Annotated in this window: 27 protein-coding genes; 5 read left to right on the plus strand and 22 right to left on the minus strand. The window is 39.8% G+C overall.

Going from position 1 to position 25,815, the window contains the following annotated elements; translation table 11 throughout:
* The 3 genes from SP60_RS01780 to SP60_RS01790 form a co-directional block, all read right to left on the minus strand.
* The gene (locus SP60_RS01780; protein WP_053951009.1) at positions 1-438 is read right to left on the minus strand and encodes a hypothetical protein; all 438 of its coding nucleotides are present in this window, start codon (positions 436-438) and stop codon (positions 1-3) included.
* An 81-nt stretch (positions 439-519) separates the two neighbouring features.
* Complete coding sequence (locus SP60_RS01785) at positions 520-1,233, minus strand: uroporphyrinogen-III synthase (protein WP_233487278.1); 714 nt, start codon at positions 1,231-1,233, stop codon at positions 520-522.
* Complete coding sequence (locus tag SP60_RS01790; protein WP_053951010.1) at positions 1,234-1,827, minus strand: hypothetical protein; 594 nt, start codon at positions 1,825-1,827, stop codon at positions 1,234-1,236.
* A 50-nt stretch (positions 1,828-1,877) separates the two neighbouring features.
* Between SP60_RS01790 and SP60_RS01795 the strand changes: the two genes are divergently transcribed.
* The 3 genes from SP60_RS01795 to SP60_RS01805 are packed head-to-tail and all read left to right on the plus strand — an operon-like array spanning position 1,878 to position 4,407.
* Positions 1,878-2,831: a calcium/sodium antiporter gene (locus SP60_RS01795; RefSeq protein WP_199401939.1), complete on the plus strand. Its 954-nt coding sequence runs from the start codon at positions 1,878-1,880 to the stop codon at positions 2,829-2,831.
* Complete coding sequence (tsaE, locus tag SP60_RS01800) at positions 2,828-3,283, plus strand: tRNA (adenosine(37)-N6)-threonylcarbamoyltransferase complex ATPase subunit type 1 TsaE (RefSeq protein WP_144418565.1); 456 nt, start codon at positions 2,828-2,830, stop codon at positions 3,281-3,283. Before SP60_RS01795 ends, tsaE begins: the two co-directional genes overlap by 4 nt.
* Entirely contained in the window at positions 3,271-4,407 is a 1,137-nt protein-coding gene (locus tag SP60_RS01805; RefSeq protein ID WP_053951011.1) for an N-acetylmuramoyl-L-alanine amidase family protein, read from the plus strand. The genes tsaE and SP60_RS01805 overlap by 13 nt, the downstream gene beginning before the upstream one ends.
* A 182-nt stretch (positions 4,408-4,589) precedes the next feature.
* On the opposite strand, the gene SP60_RS01810 is transcribed toward SP60_RS01805, so the two are convergent.
* The 15 genes from SP60_RS01810 to SP60_RS01880 all read right to left on the minus strand — a co-directional run bounded on the left by SP60_RS01810 (position 4,590) and on the right by SP60_RS01880 (position 18,605).
* A complete protein-coding gene (locus tag SP60_RS01810) occupies positions 4,590-4,922 on the minus strand; it encodes a HesB/IscA family protein (RefSeq protein WP_053951012.1) in 333 nt (110 codons plus the stop codon).
* Complete coding sequence (locus SP60_RS01815; RefSeq protein ID WP_053951013.1) at positions 4,919-6,277, minus strand: cobyrinic acid a,c-diamide synthase CobB; 1,359 nt, start codon at positions 6,275-6,277, stop codon at positions 4,919-4,921. The genes SP60_RS01810 and SP60_RS01815 overlap by 4 nt, the downstream gene beginning before the upstream one ends.
* A gap of 24 nt (positions 6,278-6,301) precedes the next feature.
* The gene (gene nrfD, locus SP60_RS01820; RefSeq protein ID WP_053951014.1) at positions 6,302-7,504 is read right to left on the minus strand and encodes an NrfD/PsrC family molybdoenzyme membrane anchor subunit; all 1,203 of its coding nucleotides are present in this window, start codon (positions 7,502-7,504) and stop codon (positions 6,302-6,304) included.
* 9 nt (positions 7,505-7,513) lie between these two features.
* Entirely contained in the window at positions 7,514-8,248 is a 735-nt protein-coding gene (gene dsrO / locus SP60_RS01825; protein WP_053951015.1) for a sulfate reduction electron transfer complex DsrMKJOP subunit DsrO, read from the minus strand.
* Positions 8,248-8,652: a cytochrome c3 family protein gene (locus SP60_RS01830; protein WP_053951016.1), complete on the minus strand. Its 405-nt coding sequence runs from the start codon at positions 8,650-8,652 to the stop codon at positions 8,248-8,250. Before SP60_RS01830 ends, dsrO begins: the two co-directional genes overlap by 1 nt.
* 29 nt (positions 8,653-8,681) lie before the next feature.
* The gene (locus SP60_RS01835) at positions 8,682-10,640 is read right to left on the minus strand and encodes an NAD(P)-binding protein (RefSeq protein WP_053951017.1); all 1,959 of its coding nucleotides are present in this window, start codon (positions 10,638-10,640) and stop codon (positions 8,682-8,684) included.
* A 17-nt stretch (positions 10,641-10,657) separates the two neighbouring features.
* Positions 10,658-12,241, minus strand: coding sequence for a sulfate reduction electron transfer complex DsrMKJOP subunit DsrK (gene dsrK / locus SP60_RS01840; RefSeq protein WP_053951018.1), 1,584 nt, complete (start codon positions 12,239-12,241; stop codon positions 10,658-10,660).
* Between the two features lies 1 nt (position 12,242).
* Positions 12,243-13,016: a respiratory nitrate reductase subunit gamma gene (locus tag SP60_RS01845; RefSeq protein ID WP_053951019.1), complete on the minus strand. Its 774-nt coding sequence runs from the start codon at positions 13,014-13,016 to the stop codon at positions 12,243-12,245.
* A 76-nt stretch (positions 13,017-13,092) separates the two neighbouring features.
* On the minus strand, positions 13,093-13,416 hold the full coding sequence (locus tag SP60_RS01850; RefSeq protein ID WP_053951020.1) for a TusE/DsrC/DsvC family sulfur relay protein: 324 nt from the start codon (positions 13,414-13,416) through the stop codon (positions 13,093-13,095).
* 27 nt (positions 13,417-13,443) lie between these two features.
* On the minus strand, positions 13,444-13,740 hold the full coding sequence (gene tusB, locus SP60_RS01855; RefSeq protein ID WP_053951021.1) for a sulfurtransferase complex subunit TusB: 297 nt from the start codon (positions 13,738-13,740) through the stop codon (positions 13,444-13,446).
* A gap of 12 nt (positions 13,741-13,752) precedes the next feature.
* Entirely contained in the window at positions 13,753-14,157 is a 405-nt protein-coding gene (gene tusC / locus SP60_RS01860; protein WP_053951022.1) for a sulfurtransferase complex subunit TusC, read from the minus strand.
* 1 nt (position 14,158) lies between these two features.
* Positions 14,159-14,560 carry a sulfurtransferase complex subunit TusD gene (gene tusD, locus SP60_RS01865; RefSeq protein WP_053951023.1) on the minus strand — a complete coding sequence of 134 codons (402 nt, stop codon included), beginning with the start codon at positions 14,558-14,560 and terminating at the stop codon, positions 14,159-14,161.
* A 12-nt stretch (positions 14,561-14,572) separates the two neighbouring features.
* A complete protein-coding gene (gene dsrB, locus SP60_RS01870) occupies positions 14,573-15,646 on the minus strand; it encodes a dissimilatory-type sulfite reductase subunit beta (protein ID WP_053951024.1) in 1,074 nt (357 codons plus the stop codon).
* A 37-nt stretch (positions 15,647-15,683) separates the two neighbouring features.
* Positions 15,684-16,988 carry a dissimilatory-type sulfite reductase subunit alpha gene (gene dsrA, locus SP60_RS01875; protein WP_053951025.1) on the minus strand — a complete coding sequence of 435 codons (1,305 nt, stop codon included), beginning with the start codon at positions 16,986-16,988 and terminating at the stop codon, positions 15,684-15,686.
* 183 nt (positions 16,989-17,171) lie between these two features.
* The gene (locus SP60_RS01880) at positions 17,172-18,605 is read right to left on the minus strand and encodes a glutamate synthase subunit beta (RefSeq protein WP_053951026.1); all 1,434 of its coding nucleotides are present in this window, start codon (positions 18,603-18,605) and stop codon (positions 17,172-17,174) included.
* Positions 18,606-18,758: 153 nt separating this feature from the next.
* Here SP60_RS01880 and rplS point away from each other — a divergent pair, with 153 nt between their 5' ends.
* Together rplS and xerD are read left to right on the plus strand one after the other, a co-directional pair.
* The gene (rplS, locus tag SP60_RS01885; RefSeq protein WP_053951027.1) at positions 18,759-19,109 is read left to right on the plus strand and encodes a 50S ribosomal protein L19; all 351 of its coding nucleotides are present in this window, start codon (positions 18,759-18,761) and stop codon (positions 19,107-19,109) included.
* A 63-nt stretch (positions 19,110-19,172) separates the two neighbouring features.
* Positions 19,173-20,051 carry a site-specific tyrosine recombinase XerD gene (gene xerD, locus SP60_RS01890; RefSeq protein WP_053951028.1) on the plus strand — a complete coding sequence of 293 codons (879 nt, stop codon included), beginning with the start codon at positions 19,173-19,175 and terminating at the stop codon, positions 20,049-20,051.
* 18 nt (positions 20,052-20,069) lie between these two features.
* Here the strand turns inward: xerD and SP60_RS01895 are convergent, their stop codons facing one another.
* The 4 genes from SP60_RS01895 to aceA all read right to left on the minus strand — a co-directional run bounded on the left by SP60_RS01895 (position 20,070) and on the right by aceA (position 25,797).
* The gene (locus tag SP60_RS01895; protein WP_053951029.1) at positions 20,070-22,190 is read right to left on the minus strand and encodes a malate synthase G; all 2,121 of its coding nucleotides are present in this window, start codon (positions 22,188-22,190) and stop codon (positions 20,070-20,072) included.
* A complete protein-coding gene (gene rraA, locus SP60_RS01900) occupies positions 22,184-22,663 on the minus strand; it encodes a ribonuclease E activity regulator RraA (RefSeq protein WP_053951030.1) in 480 nt (159 codons plus the stop codon). The genes SP60_RS01895 and rraA overlap by 7 nt, the downstream gene beginning before the upstream one ends.
* A gap of 5 nt (positions 22,664-22,668) precedes the next feature.
* Entirely contained in the window at positions 22,669-24,423 is a 1,755-nt protein-coding gene (aceK, locus tag SP60_RS01905) for a bifunctional isocitrate dehydrogenase kinase/phosphatase (RefSeq protein ID WP_233487279.1), read from the minus strand.
* Positions 24,424-24,492: 69 nt separating this feature from the next.
* Positions 24,493-25,797 carry an isocitrate lyase gene (gene aceA, locus SP60_RS01910; RefSeq protein WP_053951031.1) on the minus strand — a complete coding sequence of 435 codons (1,305 nt, stop codon included), beginning with the start codon at positions 25,795-25,797 and terminating at the stop codon, positions 24,493-24,495.
* Between the last annotated feature and the right edge of the window lie 18 nt (positions 25,798-25,815).

A 25,815-nucleotide genomic window follows, 5' to 3' on the forward strand; every position in this document is an offset into this window, starting at 1 on the left:
TTAATGAGATTGCTGGCTAACCCAGTTTTGCAATTCATTTAACGGTCGTTTGTCTTGCTTATGACAACACTTTTCAAGCACCTCTAAGCGATCACCAAGCTGCGAAAAAACCAGCTGATAATGTTGATTTTTAACTTCTTCTTTATAAAGCTTAGACTTTAAGGCTGTAATAGTCGCTATTAGCGCCTGTTCGTTTTCTTGTTTAATCGCGTCTGCTGCACCCGCTTTATACATAGCATCGGCTTTAATTTGTTGCATTTTCTGCAAATGCAGCTCTTGTTCTGAGTGCAAATTATAAGCTGGGTAAGCTAATCGAATACTATCGGTCGTGACATAACCTTCGTGCGTTTGCAATTTTCCCAAGTTGATTTGATCTTGAATATGAGCCCGACTAACACCTAATCGACGAGCAGCTTGAGAAACACTTAATTTAATCATATAACTTTTCTCCCCAGAAAAAATATTACTTTATTACCTACTAAATTAATCAACTTTTATTTAATTGTCAAGTGTATCACTTTATGCTAATACTGACACAACAGCCTGATCGCTAATATCTTGCGTGACGATTACTTGACTAAAGCCACAAGAATGTGCGTATTGTTTAATGCGCTCACTCAAAACGATTAGTGGATAATTTTTCAAATTATCCAAATGGTTTAATTGCTTTGCCAATACCATTAATCCATCCAAGTTTTCATTACTGGTAATGCTAATAAATCCTTGTGAATCTGACAAAAAAACCTTTAAAGACTGTTTATGTAGCTCGCTTAGTGTGCAAATAACACGATCATAAACTTGCGCGTACGTTACCTGATTATGTGTTTTTTCTAAGCCTATTTTGAGCGTTTCACGCCCGCCCTTACCCCTAAAAATTAAGATTTTTTTATTCTGCAAACAAGACACAGACTCAAGACTGAGCAGCGCCTCGCTAGAGGCTTTTTCTTGAGGGAAGTCGTCAACAGAGATATTATAATCATTCAGTTTTTTAGCGGTTGCCGCGCCAACCGCGAACACCGATGAATAAGAAATTTGAGCTAAAATTTTCATGCCGTGCACAACGGCATTAGCACTAATAAAAATCACCGCGTCATACTGCTTACGTTCAACCGATGCTTCAAGTGCCTTGATTTCTAGTGTGGGAAATAATAACGGCTGATGTCCGCTATCAGCCACCAAGGCTTCAAGCGCAACAACTTGCGTCAGTGGACGAGTGAGTAAAACATTCACCATTTAATGACCTAAAATCTCTGAAATGGTTCGAAGTTTATGCAAGGTATCGCTTTCTGCCTGATTACAAATCAGCACGGTGCGCATATTTATTTTAGCAACCTTTTCAACATTGGCTCGCATTCGCTTGTCATCGCCATCCCCTTGCAAATGAAAAACGGGTAGATGCGTGTAATACAAATATTGACCCATAGCTTGCTTACTTTCTAGGTTTAACTCATATTCAGTGGTTGACTGAAATGACAATCGGTAACCCTCTAACAAGCTCATAACCTCAGCACTAGGTGCTTGATCTAGTTCTGCGGATAAAATAAACAACGCTCGAGACGATTCAACTGGACTCAGTAACGCCTGTAGCGTCTTAATATCAAGCAGTTGTTGAGGTTTGATCGTTAGAACTAGCTCAAATTCCTCGTCACTATCTGCTAGCTCTTCAAAAATTAGCTCCAAGTCTTCTGAAGTATCGATTGGCAATGATAAGGCTTTAAATAACGTTGAATAATAATCAAAACGCCATTCACTCGGTAGGTCATCTGGGTAAAAATCATCAACTAAATCTAAACCGTGACGGCCAATTAAAAACTCTGTTTCACTCATCTTGTATGGCTCGGCCTTTATAATAAACAAAAATTTAACAAAAAATCAATATGACCGACATTCTACTACCAATTATTGCCTTATTATCAGGTTTTGTACTTTTAATTTGGAGTGCGGACGAATTCACAGAAAACGGCGCAAAGATTGCTAATATTTTCAAAGTTTCACCGTTGATTATTGGTCTATTGATTTTTGGCTTTGGCACCTCTGCACCAGAAATGCTGGTATCAGGCTTGGCTGCTATGGATGGCAATACCGGCTTAAGTATTGGTAACGCTGTGGGCTCTAATATTTTTAATATTGCTTTAGTACTAGGTATTAGCGCCATCATAGCACCGATTGAAGTACATGGTGATATTCTCAAAAAAGAGTGGGTCTTTTTAATGCTAGCCACCCTGGTTGCTGGCCTATTACTTTGGGATCTGCGTCTAGACGCAATTGATGGATTTGTACTACTCACGCTACTCGTTCTATTTCTAGCCTATACTTTTAAAGCGGCAAAAAATACCCAAAATCACGAATTTGACGAATTCAAACAAGCTGTTGATAAAAGCCAAACTACCAAGACTTGGATTATGCTTCTCATTGGGTTAATCGTTTTAATCTCGAGCGCTAAATTAGTGGTTTGGGGTGGTATCGAAGTGGCGCAAGCCTTTGGCGTATCTGATTTAATCATCGGACTCACTGTGGTTGCACTCGGCACCAGCTTGCCAGAATTAGCTGTTTCCGTGGCCAGTGTCTTGAAAAAACAATATGAAATGGTCGTGGGCAATGTCATTGGCTCAAACCTCTTTAACACCATTGCGGTGCTGGCTATTCCAGGTCTTATTCATCCTTCTAATATTGCCCCTGAAGTGATTGAGCGCGATTATCCCGTCATGCTACTATTAACGGTTTTACTCTTTGTTGTTTCCTACAAATTTGGTAAAAAACACATTATTAATCGATTCGAAGGTGTGGTTTTAGTAAGTGTCTTTAGTCTTTATATGTGGCAGTTATTTTGAATTTTGAATTTACACATGAATCCCAAACCATTGCTTTTGCACGCAAACTTGCTGCTTGCGCACAAGCCAGCCCGCAAGCAATTGTTATCTATTTAGAAGGTGATCTAGGCGCAGGAAAAACCACGTTTGCACGAGGATTTATCCAATTCTTCGGCTTTGATCGCGTTAAAAGCCCAACTTATTCATTAGTGGAAAGCTATCTTAATAGCGCAATTAGTATTCATCATTTTGATTGCTATCGCCTCAGCGATCCAGAAGAACTAGAATATATTGGCATTCGCGAGTATGCGCAGCCTGGACACATCCAACTGATCGAATGGGCTGAGCTTGGCAAGGGGATTATTGCACCTGCTGACTTAGTAATTAGCATCAGCGGTGAGGACAACACTCGAAAACTAACACTTAGCGCCAGTAACGACACTGGCAAACAACTCTTGCAATGCATCGATTAATTAGCCTGCTAATCGGCTTATTTTTTCTCAGTAGTGCCTTTGCTGACAATCGAACCACACTGCATGATTTTCGTTTTTGGAGCTCCCCTGAGCGTACTAGAATCGTAATTGATGTTGATCAAGGCGTTAGATTTTCAATCAATCAACAACAAAATCAATTCACCCTTGGTATTCGCAACGCCAAGCTACTAAAAGACACTTACAAAAAATTATTCTTCACCGATCAACGCATTAAAAAAACACGTGTCAAGCGCGACGACACCACCTACCAATTCAAATTTAAATTGCACGGCCAATATCAAATCAAAAGCTATACGCTTAAACCAAATGATAAATATCGCCACCACCGCTTAGTTGTAGACCTCTATGATCAAAAAAATCAAACTACTAAAGCTGTCAAAAAATCTAAAAAATCCCTTAGCAAAGCCTTAGTCAGTAAGCAGCATGGCACCAGAATTATATTAATTGACGCCGGACATGGCGGCGAAGATCCGGGTGCAATCGGCTATAAACGCTCAAAAGAAAAACGCATCACCCTCAGTATAGCCAAAAAATTAGCCAACAAGATTAATGCCACTCGCGGCATGAAAGCTGTTTTGACGCGCCGAGGCGATTATTACGTGGGTCTTACTCAGCGTATTCGCATCGCCCAAGCCAACCAAGCCTCTTTGTTTGTCTCCATTCATGCTGACGCCGTTAAAAGCAGACGCGCTAAAGGCGCTTCGGTTTATATTTTGTCAGAGCGTGGCGGGTCGACCAACTTTGCACGACGTTTAGAAAAATCTCAAAATACGGCTGATCAATTTGGCGTCAAGCAAAAGCTTAATAGCAAAGATCAATATTTAAACAAAATCCTTTGGGATTTATCCAGAAAAGACCGAGATACTCAGAGTCAAAAATTGGGCACTAAAATCTTACAACAGATGCAGAAAATTGGCCATCTGCACAAGAAAAAACCACAAAAAGCCGACTTTGTTGTCTTAAAGACACCGGCCATTCCCTCAGTATTAGTGGAAACTGCCTTTATCTCCAACCCTGAGGAAGAGAGGCGACTTAACAGCAACAAAGAACAAGATAAAATTGCCAATGCTATCTATCAAGGCATTCTGAACTACTACAAATAGTCCATTTGTGAAATTTGTGAAATTTTTAAAATCTGGGTGTTTGCAATCAACAAACACCTTGAAAACCACTCGTTTCCAAGCTTAAAATGCTATTTTTAACCCAATAAAATGAAAATTATCGATCTTTTAACAGTCGTTTTGATTATTTCCTAAATTTTTTAGCAGCTAGAATGACTAAATAATTAAGACTTCTCAGGTGCGTGATTTTCTTCTGGTGCAGTATAGTCTGGATCGTTTGGATTCATAAATACAAAGCTATAATCCTGGTCAGCTTCGATTTGATCAAAGTCAACCACCATCCCTTCTAGTAGTTCTTTTTGCTCGTAAGCCAAAATATACTCAACACCATTTGATTCTAGGTGAATATCACTATCATGGCGATCATCAAAACCCATTAAATACTGAAACCCTTCTTCGGTTTGATCTACGGCAAAGCGAATCACCATGCCTTGAGTTTCTGGATTGTGAGTTGAAAGAGATATTTCTTCTGCTGCTTTTTTGGTAATGGTAATCATAGTGATGGGTTTTTAATGGTTCGAATAAAATCGACAAATTGCTCAACCCACTGATTACCTGCCACATTACGCAGATGCGTATAACAAGCAAGTAGGTTGTATTTAAGAATGCCGTCGCGCTTATTATCCACACCCACACCACGCAAAACCTTAAAAGCGTAATGGGTTTTTGGATCAATATTATCTAGTTTGGAATAATGAAACTCATGAGCAAAAATAGTGCTCGCCACATTTTTCCAAGGATGCTCTTTAGTGGGCTCAAGTTGTACATAGCCTCGTCCAATAGGCTTAGGTGTCATGCTTGTATCTGCGTCAATTACCCCAACCATCGGATAAGAGTCCGCCTGATTGGTAATTTGTTGAGTGAGATACATTAAGCCACCACATTCGGCGTAAGTTGGCAGACCTTGCTCAATCTTGAGTTTAATATCTTTTAGTAAGGATTGATTCGCACTAAGCGCTTCTAGTTGCATTTCTGGAAAGCCGCCACCGATAAATAGGCCGTCGCACTCGGGCAATGAAGAATCTTCCAAGGTATTAAAATAAATCAGCTCAACATCTAACTCACTAAACTTATCCAAATCATCTTGATAATAAAAACCAAAACTACTATCTTTTGCGATAGCGACACGCAATTGAGGTGTACTAAGTTTTATACTTTCAGTCTGCGCTGTTTGAGTACTTTTCTCTAAGCTGATTAATTTATTTAAATCTACCTGATCTGCAATTAGCTGAGAGGCACTATTAATAAACTGCTGAGATTGAGGGGTTTCGTTAGCGGGCATTAACCCTAAATGACGCTCATCAATGATAAGCGCCTTTGAACGTCTGACTGAGCCAATAATAGGGATATCTGTATAGTATTCAATAGCTTGAACCAGCTTGGACTGATGACGCTCACCAGCGACTTTATTTAAAATAACGCCGGCAATATTAACCTCTTGATCAAAATCTTGATAACCCTTAACCAAAGCAGCAACACCTCGAGTAATACCAGTCGTATCGACCACTAAAATTACCGGAATATCTAATAACTTAGCCAGATCAGCATTTGCATCGCCACCAGTAACGCTCATGCCGTCATATAGGCCTTTATTGCCTTCAATAATGGAAATATCAGCTGTTGAGTTTTTATCGCCATATAGCTGAAGAATCTCGGCTTCAGTCATATTGTAAAAGTCAAGATTGTAACACGGCTTGCCACTGGCCTGAGTCAGCCAAATAGGATCGATATAGTCTGGGCCTTTTTTAAAAGGTTGGACGGCTAATTTTTGCGCTTTCAGAGCGCCACAAATCCCCAGACTAACGACGGTTTTGCCTGAGGATTTGTGTGCTGCGGAAAGATAAAGGGACATAGTCTGCCCTATTGTAGGCGCTTTTTAGCTTTTATGGTGCGGATCAGCAACATTGTCAGCCAAGCTTTCTGGCAAGAAAGGTAAAAACTTAACCAGATAAGTAATTGCGATTAAAGCAACTGCCATACCACCTAAGCCTAACATTAACTCCGGCAAGGTTGGTGTGTAAGCTGCAATTGTACCGTAGCCTTCCAAAATCTCTTTGCCCGGGAACAGCTCCATTGGATAAGCTTGACCGCCAATAATAATCACGTAAAGTTGAGCGATGCCACCTAAGATAATTAACACTGAAGCCAAACCCAGCATAGAGCGATTACCCTTAGTTGCTGGAGAATAAAGTAGTGCTAACGGCAGTAAACTGCCCATGATAATTTGACCATACCAGAACAACTGGGTGTAGATACCACCATCCATTAGAATGAAATTCTCAACACCAGAATTCTCAGCCAAATATAAATTACCCAAATGATAAACCGCAACAAAATACATGACAGCGGCAACAAACACACCTAATAAATTACTGAGGCGATTAACAATCGCATCACCCAATGGACGCGCCGTCCATTTGTAGCTTGCCATTAATACCAATACAAAAAACGCTAAGCCAAAAGCAAATGACATTACTACAAACATAGGCGCCATAATAACTGCATCGTAAGCTTGCCTAGCCACTAGAAATCCAAAGATTGAGCCGGTACCCGTTGTTAGAATTAGTCGCCATGTGAAAGCTGCAATACCGACTTTTCGGCTATATTTATTCATACGACGCTCGAACATCATCCACAAATAAACACCAACAATCAGGAAAAAACCGTTATATAAAATAATGTTCCAGGCAAAAATAGACTCGAAATTGTATTCAGTCATGGCAACAATTAAACGATCAGGTCGGCCTAAGTCAAGCACCAACACCATTAATCCACCAGCTAACAATGCCAAAGCCACAAGACCTGATAGGCGCGACAAAGGTTTGTATATCTTTTTATTAAAGACAGAAGCGATAGAGGCGATATTAAGCGCACCAGAAGCAGCGACAATTAAGAATAAAGCAAACACGTGTGGCAAGCCCCAAACGATATGGTTACTCATGCCAGTAACGTGATGGCCATTGTGCTCCATAAAGTAAACACTTGCTAGTGCTGCCAAAACAAAAGCGCCCAGACCTGCAATCAGTGCATAAAAACCTAAACTCTTACCTTGTGTTTGCTCGTAACGAATAATGCTCATAAACTTCTCTTAAATTCCACTGTAACGTACGCCCGTATTCAGATTTAAATCTGCACGGATTTGTGTACTTTGAACTCTCTTTAATGTCTGATGGATGTTGCTAGTTGGATCTAGTAAGTCGCCAAATATAACAGCGTCGCCATTCAGTGCTTCCACACAAGCTGGCTGCTCGCCTTTGTCAACTTTGTGAACACACATCGTGCAAGATTCAACCGTTCCTTTGCCACGAGGCATATGCTCTTTTTGGTTTGTTAGCTCTTCATGAACAAATGAACGCGCATCGTATGGACAAGCCATCATGCAGTAGCGACAACCAATACACAAGTGTCTATCTACTAAAACAATACCGTCTTCACGCTTCATTGAGGCGTTAGTTGGGCAGACATCGACACAAGGCGGTTCTTCACAATGCTGACACATAAGGGCTAAATTGCTAATTCTTTGAGTGGCTGTATCTTTCACCTTGACTTTCTTAATCCAGCTTGGCTTTTGATCGGCATTTGAATGCGTCTCTTCACCCCAACCCTGCTCTTCTTGACAGGCATTTACCATGTCATCAATATCAGTTTCAGTTAGCTTATTAGTGTCAATCAACATACCCCAGCGTTTTTCATTTGTAACTGGATTTGTTTCTTTAGGCTCAGCGGCAAAAGTTGTTAGCGAAATACCACTGGCAATCGTAGCAACACCTGCTGTGGCAACGGTTGTACTTTTAATAAATTCGCGACGATTTAATTCTTTCATTACATTTCCTCCGCTGGCGTGGTACGGTGACAAGAAAAACAATCTAGGCTTGTGCCCACTTTTTGATGACAGGTTGAGCAGAATTGATCGGGTGCATTGACCGGAATAAATTCACCACTTTCATCGACAGATGTGTGACACTCAACACATTTTTTTAATTGGACATAACCGCCACGTACGCCTTGGCGTAATGTTTTGTCACGCTTATGTAGTAAAAGCTCAGGATGCATTTTACGTTGCAGAATTAGACTCGCTGCATGGCTCATGCCTTCACGCTTATGCGCCTCTTCGCCATCATCCTTAAACTCAGTTGCTTTTTCGCCAAGATTAGGAATGTGGTGATCAGCCTGTACAACAACACTACTTAACAGCACACTTAAAAAAACAATCAATAAACGACTCATATTCACTCTCTTCAAAAAATTAAATCGTATTACTCGCCAAGACCCATCTGAATGTAGCCTGTAGGACATACGTCAGCACAAATATGACAACCAACACACTTGTTGTAATCGGTATCGACATAACGACCTAGCGTCGCCTTGTCAGCCTTAACTTTAAATACTGCATCTTGTGGACAATACATAACACAGTTGTCACACTCGAAACATAGGCCACACGACATACAGCGTGCCGCTTCTTTCTGAACTTCTTCCTCAGAATAACCAATTAATCGCTCTTCAAAGTTACCCAGAACGTTATCAACGTCAACCAGCTTATGGTTACGCGCATTACGATCTTCGTAGTCAAAGTGACCTAAGAATAATTCTGTATGAGAAATGATCGATGCATAGGCACGATCTTCATAGTTATGAATAGCGTAATCTGCTGTATCTGTCGCTTCACCAGCGGCACCACCTTTTTTATACTCTTCTGGAGATAAATCCCACTCATCAAGCTTCTTAGCAAGATCAAAGTAATGTACGTCAACTTTATTACGTGCCTTTTGGTCATGGCCAGAAAGGTAGTCATCAATACTTTCAGCAACAATACCAGCTTGGCCAATAGCCGTTGTCAATAAGTGTGGACGAACAACGTCACCACAAACAAAGAAACCTGGCTTGTTTGGCACTTGGTAGTTTTTATCAGCGTCAATAAAACCGTACTCGTTAAAGAATGAATCATCCATGCCTTCAGAATCAACTGTTTGACCAATTGCAGAAACAATCAACTCACATTCAATATCAAATTCAGAACCTTCAATTGGCGTTGAACCATCCTCTTCTAAACGCACAAAACGAAGTGCTGTAGCACGGCCTTCGCCATTAGTAATAACTTCTACCGGGCTTAGTTGGCCTTGGATTTCAACACCCTCACGGTTTGCATCATCAATTTCTTCTTGAGCTGCAGGCATATCTTCAATAGTAGAACGTGTTGTTAATAGAACATCTGCACCTAAACGATTAGAAGTATCTACAACATCGTGCGCTGTATCATTAAAAATAATATGCTCTGGACGATCCTTCTCAGCAATATTAGTAATATTACCCAAACGACGGGCAACTGATACAACGTCAATCGACGTATCACCACCACCAATACAAATCACTTTACCTGTAATATGCTGTAAGCGACCTTGGTTGTACGCTTCAAGGAATGCAACACCCGAGACACAATTTCCAGCATCGCCACCCGGAATAGGTAGTGTGCGACCGCTCATTGCGCCAATGGCAAATAAAACTGCATCAAATTCTTTTTCTAATTCTTCAACCGTTACATCAACACCTACTTTGGTATTCATTTTAGTTTCAACACCAGTTGCAAGAATACGGTCAATTTCATAACTTAGGACATCACGTGGTACACGGTAATCAGGAATACCGTACATCATCATGCCGCCTAATTGCTCATATTTTTCAAATACGGTTACGCTGTGACCTTGACGACGAAGTTGCAATGCTGCTGCTAGACCACCACAACCACCACCAATAATAGCGACTTTTTTGCCTGTATCTGCTGCTTCAATTTCAAACGTATAGCCTTCTTTTTTCGCATTATCACCAATAAATTGCTCAACTGCGTTAATACCTACCGTATCTTCAACTTCATTACGGTTACAACCATCTTCACAAGGTGCAGGACAAACACGGCCCATAACTGATGGAAATGGATTTGCAGCTGTTGAACGACGGAACGCATACTCTTGCCATGTCATGTCGCCAGTAGGCTTTTCCATGCCACGTACAATATCTAACCAACCACGAATATTGTGACCAGAAGGACAAGAGCCTTGACAAGGAGGCGTTTGAGTTACGTAAGTAGGACACTTATGAGAAGTATCTTCCTTGAAAATCATTTGATTCCATGGAACCTGACTTTCATCCTCATCTTTATATAATCTAAACGTATGGTTTTCACCTTTAGTAGATTGTCCGTAAGCATTCTTTTGCATAATAATTCTCCTTGTTTTTATTCAGTTTCTGCTTCTTCTGCTATCTCAGCATCGTCGGCTTCAGTTTGTGGCTTATCCAAAATAATTGCCGCACTCACCAATTGGTGAACACTCACAATCATGTATGGATCAAAATCAAATTTAGGTAATACTTTACTAAATTGCGACTTACAAATAGCACAGATAGCGGCCAAAGTATTAACCCCCTCATTCTTTTCTACTTGTTTAAGTGCCTGCATTCTCGGCATAGCACCTTTAACACGAATCTCCATTAGGTCATCGGTTAGCAGGCCACCGCCACCGCCACAACAGAATGTAGATTCTTTGATAGTAGATCTTTCCATGTCAACGTAATTATTACAAACCGCTTTAATTACATCACGTGGAAGAATAAATTGACCGCCCTGGATTCCGCCCATGTTTGTTGCACGTGCAACGTTACAAGAGTCATGGAAAGTAACCGTACGATCGTCATTTTCTGACTTATCAAAGTTTAGCTTTCCTCTTTGAATTAAGTCATGTGTATATTCAATAATATGTTGTGGTTGAGGGTATCTATGGTCAAGTTGATTTTGCAACTTTGATGCGTACTCATCGCTTGATTGTGCACCAGCACCAACACCACTTAAAGTGTTCCAGAAGCTATATGCTACACGCCAAGCATGTCCACACTCACCAACCATTACTCGAGAAACCTCAAGATCTAGTGCTGCCTTACGAATTCTTAAAGCAGCTTTACGCATAATATCGTAAGAACCAATAAACATACCGAAGTTAGCACCTTCAGAGGCGTAAGAACTCATTGTCCAAGAAACGCCGTCTTGATAAAAAACCTTGCCATAGCCGATAAGACCATCAATATGAGGCTCTGCAAAGAAATCAGCTGATGGTGTAATCAATAGAATTTCAGCGCCTTTTTGATCTAATGGATACTTAACTGGCGCACCAAAATCTTCTTCAACTTCTTCTTCAAGATCTAATAATGTATCCCTTAAAGCAGGCTCAGGTAGACCAAGGTTATTACCAACCGTAAGCGCCTTACCTAAAATCTGGTTACAATATTTTTGACCAACACCTACAGCATCAAGAACCTCTCTTGCCGCCATAGAAATTTCAGCAGTATCAATACCGTACGGACAGAATACTGAACAACGACGACACTGTGAACACTGGTGGAAATAGTTATACCAGTCATCAAGCATATCATCATCAAGCTCTTTAGCGCCAACCAATTTAGGAAAGTACTTACCTGCAAAAGTAAAATGACGACGGTAAACGCTACGGAATAAATCCTGACGCGCAACCGGCATATTTTTAGGATCTGAAGAGCCTAGGAAATAATGACACTTATCAGTACAAGCGCCACACTTTACACATGAATCTAGAAATACTTGAACAGAGCGATATTTAGACTTAAGCTCGCCCATTTTTTCAATGGCAACCTCTTTCCAGTTTTCAATTTTTTCACCAGGAAAGCCTAGCGGGTTTTGAAACTCTGCAACAGATTTAAATGGGCCCTCACCCTCCATCACACCAGGATTTAACTCTGGAATTTCGATGTATGTTGGTAACTCAGGGATATCAAATTCTTTAGCAGCCATATTAGTCGTCCTTACCTATAGTTTGTTCAAGTTTTACAGCGTGATCTTGTTCTTGTTTAAGCGCCCAAGGAGAAATGTGGCGCTTTTTACGTGCATCATCAACTTGATTACGTGTTGGGCTAAAGAAAACACCCGGAACATGCAGTAGCTTGGAAATTGGGAAAATTGCTAATAAAACAAATACCAAGAATAAATGCACTAAGAAATGTATCTCAGTCGGTAAATTAGCCCAGTCAAAAATTACCAGGCCACTTGCAAATGCTTTAACGGCCATCACATCTGTATGATTATCAGTAAACGTCATAATAGCACCACTAACACCAATAACAATTAGCATAAGCAGCATCAAGTAATCACTTGGTGCAGAAATATAACGAATACGCTCAACAAAAATACGGCGAACTAATAAGCCGACAAGACCAATAACCATTGCAAATGCGGCGTATTTAAATGGCTGAATTAACAAGAAAATCTCAGGTAAGTCACCTGGGATAAAATAACGCAAATGGCGAACTAAAACGAGTAGTAAGCCAAAATGAAATAAGAATCCGAATAACCAGATCCATTTGTTCGATTTAAAAAGACTTTCAAATAAAGTCACTTCACGAATCATTCTAAAAACCACACCTGTTTGTGTTAATTGGGTTGGTGCAGTTGGAATTTTTAACGGTGCCGGGGTGATCCAAAATTGATAGATCTTCTTACCCATGCCCACGATAAAAATAAATAGGGAAATGTAAAATAAAGCGGTAAATATAATGCTTATAGTTGACATATTGCTCTCAAACTTAATGTTTAAAAAATAAAAAACACCTGCAAAAATGCAGATGTTTTTAATTAGAAGTATCTAACTAGATACAACCAGTTGGCTTTGGAAGACCAGCGAAACGACAACCTTGCTTACCAGGACCGTAAGGGAACAAAGAGTAAAGGTACTTAGAGTTACCTTTGTCTTTACCCATTCTCTTAGCGATAGCCTTTGTAAGTACACGAACTGCAGGTGCAATTTGGTACTCTTCAAAATACTCACGTAAGAAATTAATAACATCCCAATGTTCGTCAGTTAATTCAACTCCGTCATCAGCAGCCATTTGCTTACAAATGTCTTCATTCCAATCTTTAAGATCTACTAAGAAACCTTCTTCATCTACTTCAGCGCCACAAATCTGTGCCATAATCGTACTCCTATATATAAATTATAGTTAAACCCAAGAAACCGCAGTTCCATGTTCAACAACTAGATCTACAAAACCTGCATAATCAACTAATTTGATATTATCTGCAAGTTTTGAAGAAATTCCTCTCGCTTCAACATCACCTTGAAGTGCAAATACTCTGCCATTAGCGGCAAGATCAGCAATCATTGATGAATTAGCGTTATTCGCTGCGTTAATTACACCATCTTCAATAAACAAAATAACACTTGTATCGTCAATTGTATTTAAGCAAGATTGTAGTGAATTACGCTCGAAAGATGATTTATTTACTGTATGTAACATATTAAACCTCTCTTAGAAACTTAAGCAAACGTCTTGTTCAGACATAATTGCTTTAAGTTCATCATTAGTAACAACTTTAATAGAAGGCTTTTCTTCCCAGTCGTCATCTTCATCTTCATACACTAAAGGCATCAAATCAGACTCAGACAAACCTCTTTCCTCTAAAGACTCTTTAGAGACATAAAGCTTGTTAATGTCATAATCACCTAGTGCGTGAAACGTTTTAGAAAAGTTTTTCATGCCAATACCATCAGTATTTTGACCTTCAACGATTTGGTATACACCATCATCCATGAAAGCTAAAGATACATCTTGCTCAAAAGCAGCAGCAATTAATACTACTTCTAATGACTCGATTGCATAAACGGTGCCAAATGAAGATCGGCGATTTAAATACATAAATTTCTTTGTAGCCATCTTAATCTCCAAATACCACTAAACGATCACTTTGAATGCCTGCTTCGATTAACTGGCCTAAACCAGAAATACGGAATGCAGGATGCAGGTTATTACCCTCAATAGAGTTTTTGCTAGCTTCTGACTCGTCAAGCATACCTCGACGAAGTGCAGCGGCAACACAAACTACTAGTTCAGGCTCACCCTCAGCATTTTTAATATCCAAAGATGCCCAGTTGTTAACAACATGGCGATCATCTTGTGGTGGCAAAGTGAAACTAGACGCATTATTCACACCATCATGGTAGAAAAATACGCGCATAATTTCATGTCCGTTTTCAATCGCTGCTTTAGCGAATTGGAAAGCCGTATCAGACGCTTGATGCTGGTACGGACCCTCGTTAACTTGAATTGCAAACTTCATATCTAATAAACCTTAGAAACGGATGTGTGCAGAAGAGTTCAGCTCATGACGTGCACCTTTCCAATCATTGATGTGGAATTTAGTGAACGGTAGGCCAGTCTTCTCAAAGAATGCAGGCCAGCCGATACGGTCAACCCATTCGCCAACTCTTTCCCAGTCGCGTGCATCTTCTTTATAAACACTCAAGATATTCTTAACAACTGCACCAACTTCCGGCCATCTTGGCGGGTTGTTAGGTAAGTTAGAAGCAACTAGCTTATGGAATGAAGGCTTAGATCTCGCATTAGAGTTCTTACCACCGATCCATAAAGCAATCTTGGAGTTTTCAGGATCATTGATCTGCATTGGAGGACATGGTGGGAAACATGCACCACAACAGATACATTTCTTCTCATCAACTTCCAATGTAGGCTTGCCGTTAACCATTGCTGGACGAATCGCAGCAACTGGACAACGAGCAACAACCGTAGGACGCTCACAAACCATTGATACTAGATCATGGTTAATCTTAGGCGGCTTAGTGTGCTGAATGTTAAGTGCGATATCGCCTTGACCACCACAGTTAATCTGACAACATGATGTTGTCATGTGTACACGATTTGGCATCTCTTCACGCGTAAACTCTTCGTGCATTTCATCCATCAGTGATTTAACAACACCTGATGCGTCAGTACCTGGAATATCACAGTGTAACCAACCTTGAGTATGAGAAATCATCGTAACTGATGGACCTGTACCACCCACAGGGAATCCTGCTTCAGTTAGTGCTGATACTAACGCATCAACTTTAGAACCGTCTGCAACCATGAATTCAACGTTCGAACGCATAGTGAAACGAACATAGCCGTCTGCATATTCATCAGCAATATCTGCTAATTTTTTAATTGTGTAAACATCCATTTGACGTGCTGTACCACAACGAACTGTGAAAATTTCTTCATTGTTCTTTGAAGTGTGGTGCAATACACCGGCGCGAGGACGGTCATGGTATGCCCATTGGCCGTAGTTACGACGCATAGTTGGGTGCATGTATTGAATAGGATCTGGAACTCCAGATTCGATTGGCATTCTTGGTGCTTCAGCCATAATAATTCTCCTAATTTATAATATATTTAATGAATACTTAAGCGTTAGCTTCAGCTTTATTCTCAAACCACTTAACTGCTTCTTCATCCCAATCGTCCATACGAACGTATGAAGATGTACGAGTAGAGTTAATCATGTTTGGATCTACATTGATACCGATACCTTCAAGGAAGTTTACAACACCAATCCGCTCAATCATTTCACCTGTGCGTTCGTGCTCTAATGCATTCTCAGCGAAAAAGTCAATGACTTCACCTGCTAGATCTTCGATTGCTTCTAAATCGTCAGCCGTATCCATCTTCATGAATGGAACAACTACCGAACCGAATAAATCACCAATCTTCAAAGTACGCTTACCACCCATAATAATCATCACACCTTTATCATCGCCAGTAGCAAGAATAGGCTCTACGTCGCCTTTAGCGATGTAGTTGTGAGTTAATGGAGAAGTAACATTTAAACAATGCATACACTTAACACAGTTTTTGTTATCAATTGTCAACGAGTTGTCGCTATTTAGCTTCATTGCTGAAGTAGGACAACGAGAAGTAATGTTGTCAACAACGTAATCAGTACCTTTGTCAGCAACCATTGCTTTCCATAAGTCTTGGTTGATTTTAATATCATCTCTCCAAGTACCAATCGTTGCAAAGTCAGCACGTTGTACTGAGTTCATACAATCGTTCGCACAACCTGAAACCTTAAATTTCATTTTGTATGGTAATGCTGGACGGTGCATGTCATCTAAGAATGCATTTACAAGAGTTCTAAGAACTGCTTGCTCATTAACGTTTGACATTTCACAACGTGAAGCACCAACACAAGACATACCTGTACGTACTGCAGGACCTGCACCACCTAAGTCAAAACCGTAGTCATTGAATGTGTTAAAAATTGTTTGAGTTGTCTCTTCCGTAGCACCTTGCAACATAATGTCACCAGATTGACCGTGGAATGCGATTAAACCAGAACCACCGTTGTCAGTAAACATATCACACATATCGCGTAATAAGTTTGACGTATAGTGCATACCTGCTGGCGGCTGAATTCTTAATGTATGAAATTCGCCAGCTGCAGGGAAAGCGTAGTCGCCATTTTCGTCTTTTAATTCGTTAAAGCGTGGAATAATACCGCCACCGTAACCAATAACACCAACTGTGCCACCTTTCCAGTAACCTTTTTTAGTTACGTAAGATGTTTCAAGTGTGCCTAGTACGTCGCGTGCCATGTCAGCACCTTTATGGGTATCATTTGCTAATCTCTTAAGACCTGTTACAAACGAAGGCCATGGACCATTTTCCAACTCATCAAGGTTGGGCGTGTTATATAGCTCTCTTGCCATTTTCTCTCTCCGATATATTTAATAAATCCCTAAAATCACAATGCTTTAGAGATGTGAACGAAACAAATTATACGTAATTGCAAGCTAATATCACTGTTTTATAGTGATATTGCTACCTATCCCTTAGGGGGTATAAATGGATTTTTTTGATAAAAAACTAAGGTTTTTATCGGGAGATTGGTCTTAAGCTAAATACTCGTTAACACGCTTGGCAACACCACGACCTTCATCAATTGCCCAAACAACTAAAGATTGACCACGACGACAATCACCTGCGGTAAATATGCCGGCTTGTGATGTTTGATATTGGTCGTAATCAGCCTTGTAATTACCACGATCATCCAACTTAATGTTTGCATCATCACTCACATAATGCTCTGGAGAAACAAAACCCATTGATAGTAATACCAACTGCGTATCCCAAGTTTTTTCACTGCCAGTTATTTCAACTAACTGGCCATTATTAAACTCCACATTAATAGTCGTTAGTCCGGTTAGCTCACCATTCGAACCTTTGATAAATGACTTAGTCATTAATTGATATTCTCTCGGATCTTTGCCAAAGGTAGATTGTGCCTCCGCATGGCCATAATCAACACGGTAGATCAGTGGCCAAAGTGGCCACGGATTATCATCTGCACGCTCCGCTGGTGGTTGAGACATTAGCTCAAAATTCACCACCGATTTAGCACCTTGACGAATAGCTGTACCAATGCAATCAGTGCCAGTATCACCACCACCAATAACAATCACATCTTTACCTTTAGCTGATAAATCCGACTCATCTGCACGCCCAGTATCTAGCAAGCTTTTAGTATTGATCGTTAAATATTCCATGGCCATGTGCACACCTTTGGCATCACGATTATCTACGGGTAAATCTCTAGCTTCACTTGCACCAGTAGTCAATATAACCGCATCAAAATCTTGCTGCAACGCCTGTATAGTAATATCTTTACCTACATTGACGTTGGTAATAAATTCTACACCACAATCTTTCATAAAATTAATACGACGATCAACTATATCCTTGCCAAGCTTCATATTCGGAATGCCGTACATTAATAAGCCACCAATACGGTCATCACGCTCAAAAACACTGACGCCATACCCCAACTTATTAAGCTCATCAGCGGCAGCCAAACCTGCGGGGCCAGAGCCTACAATTGCTATTTTTTTGCCTGTTTTGCACTCTACATCATATGGCTTGATCCAGCCTTGTTCAAAGCCTTTGTCAATAATCGCTTGTTCAATATTTTTAATGGTGACCGCTGGATTATTCATGCCAAGAACGCAAGAACCTTCGCAAGGCGCCGGACAAACACGACCGGTGAATTCTGGAAAATTATTGGTTTTTAAAAGTCTCGATAAAGCTTCTTCCCATTTGTCGTTATAGACCAAGTCATTCCACTCAGGAATTAAATTATTAATTGGACAGCCATCATCTGATTGACAAAAAGGTACGCCACAATCCATACACCTGGCACCTTGGTTTTGTAAATGTGACTCATTATGAGTACCAGTAAAAATTTCACCATAATCTTTAAGACGTAATTCAACAGGGCGATATTCCTCTGTTTTTCGATCAAATTCTTTAAAGCCAGTTACTTTTCCCATTTCTCAAAACGTATAAATCTAAAGCGCCTAATTATGCCATATTTGCCATATATATGCATCTATAAAAAAGATGGAATAGTTTATTTGCCTGACGCTATGTTTAACTGTATAATTGCCCTTTTTTAAGAATCAAATATTTAAGGATAAGTTCAAATGAATTTAATTGATCAAATTGAAAGCGAACAGCTAAGAAGCGACATCCCTGAGTTTTCAGCAGGTGACACAATTATCGTACAAGTTAAAGTACGTGAAGGTGATCGTGAAAGATTACAAGCATTCGAAGGCGTGGTAATTGCTAAGAAAAATCGTGGTATCGGTTCAGCATTTACTGTGAGAAAGACGTCTCATGGAGAAGGTGTAGAAAGAGTTTTTCAAACACATTCTAAAATGATTGATTCTGTTGAAGTTAAGCGTCGTGGTAAAGTTCGCCAAGCGAAGCTTTACTACCTTCGTGAGCTTACTGGTAGAAAAGCAAGAATTAAAGAAAAATTGGCCACTAAATAAGTTTCTCAATTTTTCTTACAAATACCGGCAATCAGCCGGTATTTTTTTGTCTAAAATTCAGACATGGAACATAACAGACAACTTATTGAACAATTTCTTGATTATTATTGGCTGTCATCGGGCGCTAGTCAGAACACCTTGTCTGCTTATCGATCTGATCTAACACTGTATTCAAAATGGCTAAATAAATCATCTTTAGAAAAATCTAGTGATGTTGATATTCTCAACTATTTTCAACACCGACAAATCAGCCCTTCTACGCAAGCACGTATATTAACCTGCCTGAGAGTTTTTTATCAGCACCTATTGTCACAAAAACGGATAAAAACCAATCCAACTGCCAAACTTAGTCACCCAAAACAAGTGCAAAAGCTACCTATTTTTTTAAGTATTAATGAAGTTGAAAACCTACTTGACGCACCAGATCGGAAAACTATTTTCGGATTGCGAGATCGAGCCATGCTAGAGCTTTTATACTCTTGTGGATTGCGTGTTTCTGAGCTCATTAATTTAGAATTTCAACAGATTAATATCAACGACGAATATATTCGAATTCTAGGCAAAGGCAATAAAGAGCGACTTTTGCCTATGGGCGAACTGGCCATGGAGTATCTTTCTCAATATGAAAAAGATGCTAGGCCTTTTTTAGCTAAAAAAGGACAAACTGACGGCTATTTTTTGTCTAATCGTGGCAGCAATATGAGTCGGCAAAACTTCTTTTATATTATTAAAGCTTATGCTCAAAGAGCAGGCATTGACAAACCATTATCGCCACACAGTCTACGTCATGCATTTGCAACGCATTTAGTACAACAAGGCGCAGATTTGCGTAGCGTACAACTGATGCTTGGCCACAGTGATATTTCTACCACGCAAATATACACTCACATTCAAAATGTTCAACTAAAACTACAGCATAGCAAGCATCACCCCAGGGGTTAACCGTCTACTAATCAAACCTTATTGTGATAATTCGGCCAATCTTTTTTGTCGATATTCTTTCAAAATAGCTTCAGTATAGCCATTTGGCTCACTCACCCCTCTATAAACCAAAGACAAGGCTGCTTTAAATGCGGTGCCATTGTAACTTGGCGCCATATTTTGATACAAAGGATCGTGTTGGTTTTGCTCATCTACAACGAGTGCCATCTCTTTAAAAACTCGCTCTATTTGCTCTTTGCTACAAATCTCATGATGCAGCCAATTAGCCATATGTTGGCTAGAAATTCTCAGAGTTGCTCTATCCTCCATTAACCCCACTTGGTCAATATCCATCACTTTCGAGCAGCCCACACCTTGATCAATCCAGCGCACCACATAACCCAAAATACTTTGAGCATTATTATTAAGCTCTGTTTGAATATCAGCCATACTTAACGTGGTGCTTGAATCCAATACTGGTGCCAATAGTAAATCTTGTTCATTAACTTCAAGCGGTGTTTGCATTAATTGTTGTTGTCTGGAAAAAACATCGAATCGGTGATAATGTGTTGCATGTAAAGTAGCAGCAGTTGGTGACGGCACCCAAGCACAATTAGCGCCCGCCTGTAAATGACCAAGCTTACTCTCAAGCATTTCACGCATTTGATCAGGCTGTGCCCACATACCTTTACCAATTTGCGCCTGTTTATACATACCACAATTTAAACCCACTTGAACATTTAACACTTCATAGGCCTTAATCCAAGGTTGACTCTTAATTTTAGACTTGGGCAACATAACGCCAGCCTGCATACTGGTGTGTATTTCGTCTCCTGTTCGATCCAAGAACCCTGTGTTGATGAAAATGACACGCTTAGCAGCCACTTTAATACACGCTGCCAGATTAGTACTGGTACGGCGCTCTTCATCCATAATGCCAATTTTAAGCGTATTAGCGTTAAGCCCTAACGCCTGTTCAACTTTCTCAAATAACTTAATACTAAACGCCACTTCATCAGGGCCATGCATTTTAGGTTTGACAATGTACACGTTGCCTTTTTTGGAATTAGCGCCTAAATTCTTAATATCATGCAAAGCAATTAGTGTTGTCACCATAGCATCTAAAATACCTTCTGGCACTTCTTGATTATCTGGCGTTTTAATTAAATCAGTGAGCATGTGATGCCCAACATTGCGCACCAACATCAAGCTGCTGCCTGACAAGGTATTGGAGTCTCCATTGGCATCGGTGTAAGTTTTGTCTGTGTTAATTTTTCTAACAACCGTTTGCTCGCCTTTACAGAACTTAATTTCTAAATCTCGCTTCATCAACCCTAAAAAATTACGATAAGCGCTAATCTTTTCCTCACTACCGACTGTCGCAACTGAATCCTCAAAGTCAATAATAGTTGTCAATGCCGATTCTAAGATAACATCTTGAACAGCCTGGGTAGCTGGATCAAGTACCAACTCAATATGAAGATTATGATGCTTAATTAAAATACTATTCTCAGTATTACCCACAAAACTCTCTAAATTTTCCAGCTGCGTGGCACTCTTATCTGCCAATATAAAGACTGGCGTCTTTGAATGCATATCAATGGCAACAACCTGAGCGTAAGATCCTGTTTTCAACGGTATCGACTCATCTAAAAATGTATTAGTCCAGTTAATAACTTGAGCGGCTCGCTCCTCACCTTTAATCTTTTTATCGATTACATCGCTACCGTACAAAGTGTCATACAAACTACCCCAACGTGCATTCAGCGCATTCAGAGCAAAACGCGCACTTGAAATAGGCACCACTAATTGAGGCCCAGCAATATGAGCAATTTCATCATCCACTGGCCCCAGATCCAACTCAAATGGTGCTGGCTTGGGCAGTAAATAACCAATATCTTGCAAAAACTGTTGATAGGCATCCAAATCAAACGCCCCTGCATTGTCTTGATGCCATTGATCAATTTTAGATTGCAGCTGATCACGCTGTAACAATAGCGCTTGATTTTGCTGTGTTAGTTCAGAAAAGATCGATAACAATTTAGGGAAAAAATCATCCACCTCAATATTCAAACCCGGCAAAACTTCTTGCCCTATAAATTGATACAAACTACGATTAACCTGAAAACCCGCTACACTCTGATACTCATTAACTAACATAATACTAACTCCTTAACAACAATAACACCGTCTTGATCGGCATATAAATAATCTCCAGGGATAAAATCTACGCCTGAAAAACTCACAGAAATGCCAGCCTCGCCTACACCTTTTTTAATGCTTTTTAACGGATGTGTACCCAATGCACGCACCCCAATTGGCATCTTATTGATCATCTCAGAATCTCGAATAAGGCCATAAACAACCACACCAGACCAATTATTCTTAACCGCTTTTTCAGCCAGTTGATCGCCCAACATTGCGCAACGTTTTGAGCCGCCGCCGTCCACCACCAAAACTCGCCCTTGTCCGTCTGTATCTAGCATTTCTCTCACTAAAGAATTATCTTCAAAACATTTAATGGTGTGGATCATGCCGTAAAAATCTATCTTGGCACCATAGCCACAATAGACTGGATCCAAGTACTGAACATTGGGGTGTAGCTGGTCTGAAATGTCGCTGGTTTTCTGCATAAGCGTTAGAGAGGTTGTGAATAAATTTGTGACATTCTGTAGCGTTGTCGATAAGGGTAATAGTCAATAATCTTGCCATTTTTAATATTATCTTGTACAGATTTCCAATAATCAGCACTCAATAATTTTTCATAGGATTTGGCGAAAATTTGCTTGCTGTCATTTTGACTAAACATAAACAATTTGAATTCTTCTGGAAAAACGTCTTCAGGGCCTACGTAATACCAAGGCTCAGCAGCCATTTCATCCTCCTCATGTCTAGCAGCTGGAATCTTTCTAAAAACAGGTTGATCCATTGTAGTAATTTCATCATAATCATAAAAAACAACCCGATTTTGACGGGTAACACCAAAATTCTTAGTGAGCATATCACCTGGGAAAATATCCGCATTAATCAGCTCGTCAATCGCTCGCCCGTAGTCATTAACAATATGCTTTAAATCTGCGTCATTGGCATTTTTCATATACAAATTAAGCGGAATCATTTTGTTTTCCATATACAAATGCTTAATAATTAACAAATCACCTTCAATCGTAACATTTGAACCCACTTTGGTTTTTAGCTCGTTAAGCAGATCTTGATTCAGATCTCGAATGGGAAAAGCAACATTGGAAAACTCCCAGGTATCCGCTAGACGACCTACCTTACAGTGGTTTTTCACAAAGAAATATTTATCTTTAACCTGTTGCTTGGTAGCCGTCTTAGGTGGTGCAAAATTGTCATTAATAACTTTGAACACATAAGGAAACATAGGAAAGGTAAAAACTGTCATCACCATGCCTTTAATACCTGGGGCAAGAATCAGCTTTTCGCCGGTACTACGGGAATATTTCAAAAACCTTCGGTATAGCAAAGTTTTTCCGTGCTTATGCAGGCCAATAGAGCTGTAAAGCTCAGCTTTAGTTTTACCCGGAAGAAGTGTTTTTAAAAAATCAACAACAGCTGCAGGATAGTCTGTATCAATGAAAAAATACGACCTAGAAAAGCTAAAGACAATCGAGATATTGTCAACATCGGTCAATAATGCATCAATATATATTCCTGTTTTTTCATCATTTAATAAAACAATTAAAACAGGGCGAACCTGATTATTCTTTAAAACAACTTCCCCTACAATATAAGCTGCCTTGCGCCTAAAGAAAGTACTTTTAACCAGTTGCAACTCAAACTCTTCATCTTCTGATAAATTTAACTGCTTAACAAATTGTTCTTTTAAACGTAAGACATCACGTGTTAAATCTTGATAGGGCGTGACAAAGTTTAGCTCGGTAAAAACAGATTGCAGTGTTTGTTCTAACTGATGGGTTTTAATATAATGACTATTAATAATTGGGTCATCCATATCAATAAAAGTCGTTGATATGGATGGCTTAACAAAAATAAAGTTATTATTATAAAAACGCTTATCAAACAATAAGCAAAAGACTGAATTGTAAAAGGTTTCAGCTAGTTCTGGCTGCTTATAATTTGACGTTAGATTGATGTAAGCAAGCTTGGTGTTAATCCAAACCTGTTCATCAAACATATCTGTATTAATCTCCTTTTTAAGCTCAAGGCAAAACTGCTTGACCTGCTTATCATAAAAATAAAGGCGCGCTCTATAATCGTCCAATAATTGTCGCCATTCACAGCGATCAAATCGAGATTTAGCTTGCACAGAGGCTTGCTGAAAAACACAATAATGCCTTTCAAAGCCCACCAATATTTTTTTGGAAGTAGACTCAGGCAGATTGCTTGATTGCGTGCTCATTTCCATCATATCACTTCATAAAGTAGTTAGCTTATATCATAGTATAAACCAACTAACTTTATCAAAAAATATCAAGTTTTAGAACTGCTCTTCTTCAGTCGAACCTGTTAATGCTGTCACTGAAGATTTACCGCCTTGAATAACTGTTGTTACGTCATCAAAGTAACCTGCGCCCACTTCTTGTTGATGTGATGCAAAAGTATAGCCCTTCTCTGCTGCTGCAAATTCTGGCTCTTGTACCTTCTCTACGTAATGCTTCATACCTTCACCTTGAGCATATTCGTGCGCCAAATCAAACATGTTGTACCACATGTTATGAATACCTGCTAGCGTGATAAACTGATACTTGTAACCCATTGCTGAAATATCTTCTTGGAAAGAAGCAATTTGAGAATCGGTTAAGTTTTTCTTCCAATTGAACGATGGTGAACAGTTGTAAGACAATATTTGGTTTGGATTTTCAGCTAAAACTGCTTCTGCAAACTCTCTCGCAAAACCTAAATCTGGTTTGCCTGTTTCACACCATACTAAATCAGCATATGGCGCATAAGAAACACCACGAGAAATTGCTTGATCAAGACCATTTTTAACCACGTAAAATCCTTCTGGAGTACGCTCACCGGTAACAAATGGCTCATCAATTGGATCTACATCTGAAGTGATTAATGTTGCCGCTTCTGCATCCGTACGTGCTAGTAGCACTGTTGGTACACCCATCACATCAGAGGCTAATCTCGCAGCATTTAATTTTTGAATTGCATCTTGAGTTGGTACCAATACCTTACCACCCATATGGCCACATTTTTTAACAGAAGCCAATTGGTCTTCAAAATGCACGCCTGATGCACCCGCAGCAATCATATTCTTCATTAATTCATAAGCGTTCAATACACCACCAAAACCTGCTTCAGCATCTGCCACAATTGGTAAGAAATAATCAACGTAGCCCTTATCGCCAGGGTTAATGCCTTTAGCATGTTGAATTTCATCGGCACGTTTAAATGTGTTGTTGATACGACGTACCATTGTTGGCACTGAATCATAAGCGTATAAAGATTGGTCCGGATACATAGTTTCCGATGTATTGCCGTCAGCAGCCACTTGCCAACCTGATAAATAAATAGCTTCAATACCTGCTTTAGCTTGTTGCATAGCTTGGCCCGCTGTAATAGCACCCATACAGTTAACATAACCTTTCTTAGAGCTGCCGTTAATTAGGTTCCATAATTGATCAGCACCATCCTTAGCATGTGTATGTTCAATTTGCTTAGATCCACGTAGTCGTACAACATCTTCAGCGCTATAGTCACGCTTAACATCTTTCCAGCGTGAATTCTCAGCCCAGTCTTTTTCTAATGCTTGAATTTGTTCTTCTCTAGTCATTGTATTTCTCCTCATTAT

Source organism: Candidatus Thioglobus autotrophicus, from assembly GCF_001293165.1.
Classification (GTDB): domain Bacteria; phylum Pseudomonadota; class Gammaproteobacteria; order PS1; family Pseudothioglobaceae; genus Thioglobus_A; species Thioglobus_A autotrophicus.